General features: G+C 68.9%; 10 protein-coding genes. 5 read left to right on the plus strand and 5 right to left on the minus strand.

Going from position 1 to position 10652, the window contains the following annotated elements; all coding sequences use genetic code 11:
• The first annotated feature begins 43 nt into the window (after positions 1–43).
• Positions 44–1489 carry an aldehyde dehydrogenase gene (locus AB4Z47_RS18960; protein ID WP_441952455.1) on the plus strand — a complete coding sequence of 482 codons (1446 nt, stop codon included), beginning with the start codon at positions 44–46 and terminating at the stop codon, positions 1487–1489.
• On the opposite strand, the gene AB4Z47_RS18965 is transcribed toward AB4Z47_RS18960, so the two are convergent.
• Together AB4Z47_RS18965 and AB4Z47_RS18970 are read right to left on the minus strand one after the other, a co-directional pair.
• Positions 1490–1693, minus strand: coding sequence for a hypothetical protein (locus tag AB4Z47_RS18965; protein ID WP_441952457.1), 204 nt, complete (start codon positions 1691–1693; stop codon positions 1490–1492).
• A 322-nt stretch (positions 1694–2015) separates the two neighbouring features.
• Positions 2016–2966 carry a GlxA family transcriptional regulator gene (locus tag AB4Z47_RS18970; protein WP_441952459.1) on the minus strand — a complete coding sequence of 317 codons (951 nt, stop codon included), beginning with the start codon at positions 2964–2966 and terminating at the stop codon, positions 2016–2018.
• A gap of 111 nt (positions 2967–3077) precedes the next feature.
• Between AB4Z47_RS18970 and AB4Z47_RS18975 the strand changes: the two genes are divergently transcribed.
• Positions 3078–3830 (plus strand): phosphohydrolase, encoded by a 753-nt coding sequence (locus tag AB4Z47_RS18975; protein ID WP_441952460.1) that lies wholly within the window; start codon positions 3078–3080, stop codon positions 3828–3830.
• Positions 3831–3872: 42 nt separating this feature from the next.
• Here AB4Z47_RS18975 and AB4Z47_RS18980 read toward each other — a convergent pair whose 3' ends face one another.
• Complete coding sequence (locus tag AB4Z47_RS18980) at positions 3873–5645, minus strand: hypothetical protein (protein ID WP_441952462.1); 1773 nt, start codon at positions 5643–5645, stop codon at positions 3873–3875.
• A 194-nt stretch (positions 5646–5839) separates the two neighbouring features.
• Between AB4Z47_RS18980 and AB4Z47_RS18985 the strand changes: the two genes are divergently transcribed.
• Complete coding sequence (locus AB4Z47_RS18985; RefSeq protein WP_441952463.1) at positions 5840–7051, plus strand: polysaccharide biosynthesis protein; 1212 nt, start codon at positions 5840–5842, stop codon at positions 7049–7051.
• 24 nt (positions 7052–7075) lie between these two features.
• Positions 7076–7441: a VOC family protein gene (locus AB4Z47_RS18990; protein WP_441952465.1), complete on the plus strand. Its 366-nt coding sequence runs from the start codon at positions 7076–7078 to the stop codon at positions 7439–7441.
• 67 nt (positions 7442–7508) lie between these two features.
• Here the strand turns inward: AB4Z47_RS18990 and AB4Z47_RS18995 are convergent, their stop codons facing one another.
• Positions 7509–8663 (minus strand): porin PorA family protein, encoded by a 1155-nt coding sequence (locus AB4Z47_RS18995; RefSeq protein ID WP_441952467.1) that lies wholly within the window; start codon positions 8661–8663, stop codon positions 7509–7511.
• A gap of 202 nt (positions 8664–8865) precedes the next feature.
• On the opposite strand from AB4Z47_RS18995, the gene AB4Z47_RS19000 reads away from it, so the two are divergent.
• On the plus strand, positions 8866–10119 hold the full coding sequence (locus AB4Z47_RS19000; protein ID WP_441952468.1) for an acyltransferase family protein: 1254 nt from the start codon (positions 8866–8868) through the stop codon (positions 10117–10119).
• A gap of 18 nt (positions 10120–10137) precedes the next feature.
• Here AB4Z47_RS19000 and AB4Z47_RS19005 read toward each other — a convergent pair whose 3' ends face one another.
• A complete protein-coding gene (locus AB4Z47_RS19005) occupies positions 10138–10638 on the minus strand; it encodes a DinB family protein (protein ID WP_441952469.1) in 501 nt (166 codons plus the stop codon).
• Positions 10639–10652 lie beyond the last annotated feature (14 nt).

Below are 10652 nucleotides of genomic sequence, written 5' to 3' on the forward strand. Positions count from 1 at the left end.
ACAGGTTACAGACAACTGGAGCGCAAAACTGTAACGTGTTCTCATGCACTATGACAGTTTGTTCATCGGCGGCCGCTGGACCGCGCCAGCCACCGCCGAGCGCGTCCAGGTCTTCTCGCCGGCCACGGTCGAGCCGGTGGGCAGCGTCCCCTCGGTGACTCGGGCCGATGTCGACGCCGCGGTCGATGCCGCACGTCATGCCTTCGAGCACGGTCCGTGGCCGTCAACGTCGCCGGAGGAGCGCGCCGGGGTGCTCACCCGTGCCGCCCGCCTGATCGAGCAGCGCTCCACCGATCTTCTGGCCGCCCTCGTCGCGGAGGTCGGCACGCCGCAGGTGATGGCCATGACGTTGAACCAACTCCCCTCGGTCGCCGTGCTGGACGCCTATGCGGCATTGGCGAAGTCGTTTCCGTGGCGCGAGACCCGCGTCGGCGGGTTCGGCACCACCCGGGTTACCCGCGAGCCGCGCGGCGTCGTCGCCGCGGTCACCGCGTGGAATGTCCCGCTGTTCCTCGCCGCCAACAAGCTCGCGCCCGCGCTGCTCGCGGGATGCACCGTGGTGCTGAAGCCCGCTCCGCTGACTCCGATCACGGCCAACCTGCTCGCGGACATTTTCACCGAGGCCGGCCTGCCGGAAGGTGTGCTCTCGGTGCTGCCCGCTGAGCCCGACGTGGCCGAATACCTGGTCTCGCACCCCGGCGTGGACAAGGTCACCTTCACCGGAAGCACCGCGGTCGGCAAGAAGATCGGCGCGATCGCCACCGGACAACTCAAGAGCGTCTCACTCGAACTCGGTGGCAAATCCGCGGCAATTCTGCTGCCGGACATGGACCTCGCGGCTGATATCCCGGTGCTGTCATTCTCCGGCCTGATGAACAGCGGGCAAGGCTGCGTCGCACAGACCCGCATCCTCGCACCGCGCAGTCGATACGACGAAATCCTCGAAGCGCTGGTCGAACACGTGAAGACGATGAAGGTCGGCGACCCGACGGACCCGAGTGTGCAGCTGGGCCCGCTGATTTCCGAACGCCAGCGCGACCAGGTCGAGGGCTACATCGCCAAAGGCAAGGCCGAGGGTGCGCGGCTGGTGCTCGGCGGCGGTCGTCCGGAAGGTCTGGACCGCGGCTGGTTCGTCGAGCCGACGATCTTCGCCGACGTGGACAACAAGTCCACCATTGCCCAGGAGGAGATCTTCGGTCCGGTGCTGTCGGTGATCCCGTACGAGACCGAGGACGAGGCCGTCGCCATTGCCAACGACTCGATCTATGGCCTCGCGGGGTCGGTGTGGACCACCGACGTCGAGCACGGTGCCGAGATCGCGGCGCGGGTGCGCACCGGCACCTACGCGATCAACTGGTATGCCTTCGACCCCAGTTCGCCGTTCGGCGGCTACAAGAATTCCGGACTCGGGCGGGAGAACGGCCCGGAGGGTCTCGACTCGTTCTGCGAGCAGAAGTCGCTGCTCATGCCGCTCGGCTGGTCGGGATGATCAGCCGGTCGGCATGACCACGCGGAGGACAGGGGATCCGTCGCTGTCCGGCCGGTTCGGCGCGTCGACGAGCTCGACATGCCAACCGGGCGGCAGCACCGACTGCAGACGCCCCGCTGCGCGGCGCAGCGGCGTGCTCGCGGTCGCGAACTCGACTCCAGTAACCAACGGGGCAATGGATGCCGCCGTCTCCAGATCGGCCATGCTCCAACCACCTCTCGCGCGTCGATCACGACGTTCGCCGCGGGAATCGCGGGATCCGATGTCGGTAGGGAAGTAGTTCAGCGATCGGTTAACAATCAGCAATCTTACTGGACGCTCATGGAACGGAGAACACGTCAAGCATAAGCTATGGCTACACGAATCCTCTATAAGAGGATTACCCCTCGACGTGTCGCGGTAAACCCATTCGCGGGCATAAATCCACGACCGCTCGACCGGCTTTGCTGGATCGGCGCGATCGGGAAACGAACTTCGATGCCCGAACATGCAGCCGCACAACGACATCCGCGGCTTGTCACGTCGGTCAGCGTCGTAGCGCTCGGCGATACGCCGCAGGGGTGGCTCCCGTCGCGGCCCGCAGATGCACCCGCAGCGCGGTGACGCTGCCGAATCCCGATTGTGCCGCAACGACTTCGACCGGCAACTGTGTGCTTTCCAGCAACTCGCGGGCACGCGTGGTGCGCTGCGCATCGAGCCACCGCCGCGGCGTGGTGCCCACCTCGGCCTTGAACCGACGGATGAACGTGCGCTCGCTCATCACTGCGTGCGCGGCCAACGCCGAAACATCGACCGCCGCCATCGGTTCGGCGACGGCCCAGGCCATGGTGTCGGCTAGGCCGCCGCGGAAGTCGTTGTCGCCGAGCGCATCCGGGATGTACTGTGCCTGGCCACCCTCCCGATGTGGTGCGGTCACGTTCCACCTGGCCAGTTTCGCCGCCGCGCCGGCGCCGAGTTCCCTCCGGACGATGTGCAGACACAGGTCGAGGCCCGCCGACAGCCCCGCCGAGGTGAGCACGTCGCCGTCGTCTACGTAGAGCGCCGCCGGGTCCAGTTCTACCGCGGGAAACAGGGTGGCGAACTCCTCGCGGTAGGCCCAGTGTGTGGTGGCGGGACGGCCGTCCAGGAGGCCCGCCTCGGCCAGGATGTACGCGCCGACGCAGATGCTCACCATAATTGCCCCGCGCGCCGCCGCTGCCCGGAGTGCAGTGAGCACGTCCTCCCGGGTGGGCAGCGACGGAATGGCGATTCCGGGCACGACGACGATGTCGGCGTCCGCGAGGGCCTCCAGCCCGTGCTCCACCCGCAACTCGAAGCCGTTGGGCGTCCACACCGGTCCCGGGCGCAGCCCGCAGGTGCGCATCTCGAACCCGGACGGCTCGCCGGTCTTGCTGGGCCCGTGCCGGAACGCCTGGACGGCACAGGCCAGGTCGAAGGCCATGACGCCGTCCAGAGCGAGAGCGACCACTTTCCTCATCGGGACCAGTTTGGCATGAATCCACGCATTACTGTCATCTCCGCCGCTCGTCGCGGACCCGGATGCGCACTTGACTGAAGCGAACAGAGTCCGACGACGAAGGAAAGCGCTGTGGCCGCACCGACGGGCATCGATTGGGAATGGGCCACCCGCACCGGCGGCGCACTGTCCAAGGCGCAACGCCGCAGACTGGCCGCCGAAACCGCCCGCACGCTGCCCGCGGTGGTGCCCAACCGGGTCCGGCTCGCGTTGGGCCGCCGCGGCCGAGGCAAACTCGAGTTCGCCGGCCTGCGGCTGCCCGATTCCGCCCTGTCCGTCGCGGCGGAAACCGAAGCGCGCGAATCGCTTTCTTCGCATGTGCTCGAACATTCGCTCCGGACCTATTACTTCGGACGGGTGCTGGCCGACCTGGACGGTGCGGCCTATGACCACGAGCTGGTATACGTCTCCTGCCTGCTCCACGACTTACAGCTCGAACATCCGACGCCGCAAAGGTGTTTCGCGGTGCAAGGTGGCGAACGAGCCGTCGCGCTCGCGCTCGGCGCAGGCGCGCCCCGCGAACGCGCCGACGCGATCGGCGCGGCCATCGCCGCCCACATCACCCCCGGCGTCGCCGACGACCTCAGCGACCCCGGCGGCTTCGTCTCCGCGGGCGCTTCGGTCGACGTCCTCGGCACGCGCCTGGCCGAACTGGATCAGGACTGGGTCGCGGAACTACTGCGCCGCCACCCACGCCACGACTTCAAGCGACACCTGATCGCTGCCTTCGAAGCGGAGGCGAAAGCAGTGCCCGAAGGCCGGGTTCGCTGGCTCAATAGCGCGGGCTTCCTGCACATGATCCGAAGGGCACCGTTCACCGAATAGCTCGAAGTCCTGTTTCGGCACGGGCACGGTCGATGATCCGGGCTACCCCCGGGTTTTCGTTCGCGATCGAGCGCGTGCGCTGAGGGCGACCAGCGGGCCGGCGATAAGAATTGCGCCCCAAAGGAAGTGGGCCGCACACGCGAGGACGCGGTGCGTCGTCGATGATCCGCGCAGCTCGATGACGCCGGGCACGCGATACAGCGCAAGTTCCAGATCCTGGTACCTCGGCTCGAGCTGGGCGAGCGTCGTCTCCGACGCGCCGAGCGGACCGGGGGTGGTGTGTTCGACCAGCACCCAGCCGACTCCGAGGTGCGCCAGATCCGAGGCCGAACCGCCGTGCAGCAGAAGGGTTTCCACCTCCGCGGCGCGGGTTCCCTCTCCGGCTACGGTCCGGCCGCGCACCGGAAGCTCCCCGGTCTGCAACACGTCGTTGGGCACCATGCGCGGAGCCGGGTCCAGTACCGGTGCGGCGCCGCTGTAGCGGAACTTCCGGAACATCCCACCCGGTAGGACCGCGACATCGCCAGGACCGTCGACCCGTTCAGCGACCCGCTGCCAACTGCTCGGATAGGCCACCGCCTGGACAGCCCCGCCGACGCCCCACATGAGGTCGAACAGCGGGAGCACCAGTAGCGCGACGAACACCGCCGCGACCGTCGACGTCACCGCCCGGCGCGCCGTCTGGGGCGTGGTCGCGGGTGTCGTGGGCTGCGCGGTCTGGGCCGGGAAACGCCGGGCGAGCAGAGCGCATCCCGCCGCGGCACACAGTGCGTAGGCGGGCATGGCCAAAGCCACGTACTTCTGGGTGTCGCGCAGCAGGCCGGCGCCGGGTACATAGGCGACCAGCCACTCCAGCACGTGCATGCCCCACCTCGTCGCGCCCAGCGCGGGAAACAGGATCGCGACCGCGGCCAGCAGTAGCAGAGCGCGGCCGACGTGCTTGCGGTCCGGCTCGTCGGCACCGGTGGCGACCGCTCGCACACCCAACGCGACGATCACCAACAACAGCACCGTCCCTACTGCCGCGAGCGGCGTCGTTCGCGAATCCGGCACTGCCTCCGAGTTCCAGATCCCCCCGAGCCCGGCCAGGGTGCCCAACGTCCCGAGACCGGGTTCGGCTCGAGCGGCGAAGGCCGCGATACCCGTGGGATCGGACGGCTCGGCGCCCGAGCCGGACAAGAAGGCCGCGGTCAGCCATGGTGCCGACGCTGCCACCCACAGGGCGAGTGTCGCCGGCAGGTGCCGCGGTCGGACCAGGGCGAGCGCGGTGCAGCCCGCGAGCAGCGCGCCGGTCGGCGTGAGCCCCGCCGCGGCGAGCGAGCCCGCAAGTGCGCCCCATCCGCGGCCGCCCCGGTGCCCCGCACGAATCCGGTAGGCGGCCGATGCGGTCCACGGCAGTGCCGCGTAACCGGTCAAGAGGCTCCAGTGCCCTTGCAGAAGGCGCTCAGCCACATACGGATTCCACAGCGCGATCGTCGCGGCGACCAGCTGCGGTCCGATCGACGCCCGCAGCAGTTCCCGCGCGAGCACCGCCGACCCGTACGCCGCCGCCCACAGCGCCACTGCCAGGACCATCTTGACGATCAGCCCCCCGTCCACCACCGGCGACAGCGCCGCGAGCAAGGCGTCCTGCGGAACTGCCCGTGGCGCCGCGTCGCCCAGCCCGAGCGCGGAATCGGTCGGATAACTCCGCGGTGTACTGACCGCGTCTCGCAACAGCAGATATCCCGGTCCCAGCAGCGGCCCGGCCACGAGCAGCGCCCCCACGGCGCTGTACACCGCAGCCACCCATCGCCCCTGACCGCTCTCGTTCACGCCTGAGCACCCTACGTCCTGCCCGCACTGCCCGCTGTCGTCGGTGTGGGCGGGGAGAGACGAGGGTCGGATCGGCTTGCTCGCCGCCACGCACTGTCCGCACAAACACGGCGCTCGAGGTCCGGCGGGGCGCGGCGGAGGTCGGGATTCGGGGTGGGACGATGGGCGGCGTGTCTGCTGCCCATCGTTTTCCTATGGTGGCGGATCTGACGTTGGTCACGGCTGGGGCGATGACCGCCAATGTCGCGGGGTATCTGCTGCAATTGCTGGCCGGGCGGTGGCTCGGGGTCACCGGGTACAGCGAGTTCGCGAGTCTGCTGGCGGCGCAGCTGTTGTGCGCGGTGCCGGCGCTGGCGTTGCAGAACGTGGTGGCCAGGGAGCTGGTCCGCGGGGCGGGCGTGGCGGCGCTGCGCGGGTTGCGGTGGCGGTGCGCGGTGATCGTCGCCGTGGTCGCGGCAGTCCTGGTGCCGCTGGTGACCGTCACGCTGCACGTCGGTGTCGGCGCGGCCGCGGCGGCACTCGGTGCGGCGCCCGCCCTGGTGCTGCTGTCTGGTGAGCAAGGGATTCTGCAGGGTGGCAAAAGGTTTCGGGCCTTGGGCGTGGTGCTCGGCGTAGCGGGAATCGCCAGGGTCGCGCCCGCGCTCGTGGTGTTGGCGCTGGGCGGCGGTGCGGCGCCGGCGCTGTGGGCGGCGGCCTTCGGGATCGCGGTGGCGGCGCTGTTCGCCAGGGTCGCCGCCGGTTCGCCACGATCGCGGGTCCGCGCCGGAACCGGGGAGGACGAGGTGGTCGCGGCCGTCGGCGTGCTGCCCGTCCTGCGGGCCGCCCAGGTCCAGGCCGCGCTGATGGCGCTGTCGTCGGCCGACCTCATCGTGGTCCGGATCGTGCTCGACGACGTGGACGCCAGCCGCTACGCGCTCGGCACCATCGCCGCCAAGATCGCATTCTGGCTGCCGCAGGCCGTCGGCGTCGTGCTGTATCCGCGAATGGCTCAGCCGACTCACTCGGCGCAAGCGATCCGGGCCGCGCTGGCGGTGCTCAGCGGGATCGGGATGGTCGCGGTGCTCGGCGCCGCGCTCGCCGCGCCGCTCGCCCCGCTGCTCGCGGGCAAGGACTACGCTCCGATCCAGGGCCTGCTGTGGTTGTTCGCGCTGCACGGCGCGCTTCTGGCCGTGCTGCAGGGCGCGATGCTCTCGGCCATCGCCGTGGACCGCACCGCGCTCGCCGTGGTCACCTGGGTGGGGCTGGCCGTCGAAGTCACGCTGATGGTGTCGTTCGCCCGCTCGGTTCCCGCTCTCATCACGACGGCCGCTTCGGTCGCGGCCAGCACGACCCTGCTGGTCGCCGTGATCGTCCTGCGCACCGCCGATCACCCGACGCGCGCGGAGCCGCTGAGCCCGGGCGGTTGACGCACACCTGTCTACGATCGTCCCATGATCACGGCAGTGCACACCCTGGTCTACGCGAAGGATCCCGACGCGGCCCGCGCGTTCTTCCGCGACGTCCTGCAGTGGCCGAACGTCGACGCGCACGACGGCTGGCTCCTGTTCGCCACCGGACCGAGCGAACTCGGCGTCCATCCCACCGAAGGGGCGCCTGGCCACGAGATTTCGCTGATGTGTGACGACCTCGAACGGACGATGGACGAATTGGCCGCGCGCGGAGCGCGCTTCGCGGGCGAGATCGCGGAACGTGACTTCGGTCGCTGCGTGGACCTGCGTATCCCCGGTGCGGGAACGATGCTGTTGTATCAACCGCGGCACCCGGTCGCGTATCCACTGACGGCGGCCAGAGCCTGAGCCTGAAATGAATTCGGCTCCCCCGCCGCGATGGCAGGGGAGCCGAATTCGGTACTGCTCAGCGGGATCAGGGCTGCTTGGTGATCCTGATCTGCTCGGTGGGCGCATCGTCGGCACCACGGCTCGGAGCGCCGCGGTTCGGAGCCGATCCGCTGGGACGCTGGCTCGGGGCGCCGCCCGGGCGCGCGGGCGCCGGGGCCGACCCGCCGCGGATGCCGAGGAAGACGCCGACGATCAGCGCGACCACGCCGAGAATGCCGAACACGATCGGCATGATCCGGCCGTACAGCGACAGCTTGTCGATGTTCTCCTTGGCCACCGAGATCTGGGATTCGATGGTGTTCTCGTCGAACACGAGGTGCGACTTCAGCGCGGTGATCTCCGGCTTGTCCGCGCTGCGCGCGTAGTAGAGGTGGAGTTGCTCGCTGCCCTTGATCACCGTGCCGGTCTTGGGCTCGACCCACACGTCGCGGGTATTGGTGTAGAACCGCGTCATGGTCACCGGGGTCTCGTCCCCCTCGACGCCCCACTTGGCGGCCGGCAGGCTCAGCCGATTCGTCGGCGCGTGCACTACGTCCCACAGGTTGGTGGCCGGGACCGACTGCTGGAAGTGGTAGACCTTCATGTTGTTGATCTCGGTCTCCTCGACGAAGTTGGCGTCGGAGGTCTTGCGCGCGTTGAGATCGAAGTACGGGTAGGTCTTCTTCTCGGTGCCGATCGGGAACCGGTACTGCAGGCCGGTGTGCTGCACCGGGTCGGCGATGTTCTCGCCTTCTTTGGTCGTGGTGACCGCGATGGAGCCGTTGGGATCCTTGTCCACCGGCATGCCGGTCTTGCGGTCGATGGTCACCCGGTCGATGGTCGCGGTCAGCAGGCCGGTATCGCCCTGCTTGTCGATGCGTCGCAGCGTCTGGCCCGCCTGCAGCGTCATCTGGGTGGCGTCGGCCGGGTCCTCGACGGTGAGGAACCGCTGCGTGACCAGGGGAACGTTGGTGTCGACCTTCGCCGAACCCTCCGGCGCGGTCAGTGACTTGGCGTCGAGCACGAGGCTGTCTTCACCCGGCTGGTTCGTCGCGATCGTGGTGATTTCGATGTCGAGGGGAGTTTTCGCCAGTTTGCCGACGGTGTAGGTCGGAATCATCAGCGCGGCGACGATCAGCAACACGCCGAGACCCACGAGCAGGCAGGCCACCATCCTTCTGGTACCGGCACTCAGTGCCATGCAAACTCTCCTCGTCGTAGAACACAGGTCGTTCCGCCGAGTACTGCGGGCAGGCCGCGGCACTCGTGAGCCCCGACACTAACAGTCCGATGTCGTAGCATGCGGCGTCGAGGCCGAAACGGCCGAGAAATCGCCCGAGTCTAGCGTGAGATCTGAAACGCCGAATGATCACCTGTGGATCGGCAAGCCAGACTGGAGCCTGATGACCGCGACTGTGCCCGCAGCCCCCGCGACCGAACGGGTGCGCTCGCGCGCGTTCGTGCCCGCACTGGAGGGCATGCGCGGGATGGCTGCGCTCGGAGTGCTGTTGACCCACGTTGCTTTTCAAACCGGGGCCGCGGGGACGCCGGTCATCGGCCGGGTGTGGGGCCGATTCGACATGGCGGTCGCGGTGTTCTTCACGCTGTCCGGATTCCTGCTGTGGCGCCCGCACGCGGCAGCGGCGCGTGGGCTGGGCAGCGCACCGTCGGTCGGTTACTACCTGCGGCATCGTGCCGCGCGTATCCTGCCCGCGTATTGGGTGGTGGTATGCGCGGTGCTGGTGCTGCTGCCGAGCGCGGCCGGGACCGCGGGCCTGCGCGTGTGGGTGTCGAATCTGGCGCTTCTGCAGGTGTTCGTGCCGCTGACGCTCACCGACGGGCTGACCCAGATGTGGAGCCTTTCGGTCGAGGTCGCCTTCTATCTGGTGCTGCCTGTGCTGGCGTTCGCGCTGGTCCGGTTGCGGGGGTCCGCGGCGCGCCTGCGAGTGCCGGTGATTCTCGCGCTCGGGGTGATCAGCCTGGGGTGGAACTTCCTTCCGGTGCCGACGCCGGACGCCATCCACGCCGACAACTGGCTGCCCGGTTATCTGCCCTGGTTCGCGGCGGGCATGCTCTTGGCGGAGCTGGCCGACAACAGCGTGCGGCTATCGAACTGGTGGAAGGTCGCGGCGAACCAGCCGTTGATGTGGACAGTCGCGGCGGTCGCCTTCCTGCTCGCGGCGACCGATCTGGCCGGACCGGCCGGGCTGACCCGCGCCGAACCGTGGCAATACGCGGTGAAGATGGGGCTCGGCACGATCATCGGGTTCGCCCTGCTCGCGCCGCTGGTGCTGCGGGATCCGGCGGCGCGACCGCACCGCTGGCGACTGCTTGCAGGTCGGTCGAAACAACACCGCTGGCGACTGCTTGCAGGTCGGTCGAAACAACACCGCTGGCTGGAATCGCCGGTGGCCGCGACGATCGGACGCTGGTCCTACGGCATCTTCATCTGGCACCTCGCGGTGCTGTCGATCGTGTTCCCGGTGTTCGGAATTCTGCCCTTCCACGGTGACTTCTGCTATGTCCTGCTCCTCACCGTCGCCATCACCCTTCCCGTCGCGTCCGCAAGCTACGCGCTGGTCGAGGAGCCGGTGCGCCGCTGGGCTCGCGGCGGAGATCGGACGAAGCGGGCCCCGGCGATCGAACCCGCGCCCTGATCGGCGGGTCTCTCGGCGTCAGCCATCCAGCTGTCGATGCATGTCCAGCAGGTGGTGGCGCAGTTCGTGCAGGGTGTGCAGCGCGAGCCAGCGCAGCGAACGCTCCTGCGGCTCGGGGTAGGCGAACAGCAGGGTGCGCTCCCAGTCTCCCTCGCCGAGCCGCTCCAACACGTTCGCGAACAGCAGCGCCGCATCGCGGATCTGCCGGGCCACGTCCGTGGGGCTCTGCTCCGCGTAGCCATCGTGCTCGACCCGCTCGTCGCGGCCCATCAGCGTCGCGGGCGGGTTGTCGATGCGGCGGGCGGTGAGCACGCGTTCACGCTGCGCGAGCAGCACGTCTCGTGTGTGGCAGGCGTACTCCAGGGGCGACCACACCTCGGGCTCCCTGCGCTGTCGCAACTTGCCCGGATCGCCGCCGAGCAGGTCGGCGTACTCCACGGCGTGCTCCCGCGCCAGTGACGGCACGTCGGCTGCCGAAGCCAAGTCGTAGACGAAACCGCATTCGGCACAGGTATTCACGCGTGCTCACGTTA

Source organism: Nocardia sp. 2TAF39 (assembly GCF_052114905.1).
GTDB lineage: Bacteria > Actinomycetota > Actinomycetes > Mycobacteriales > Mycobacteriaceae > Nocardia.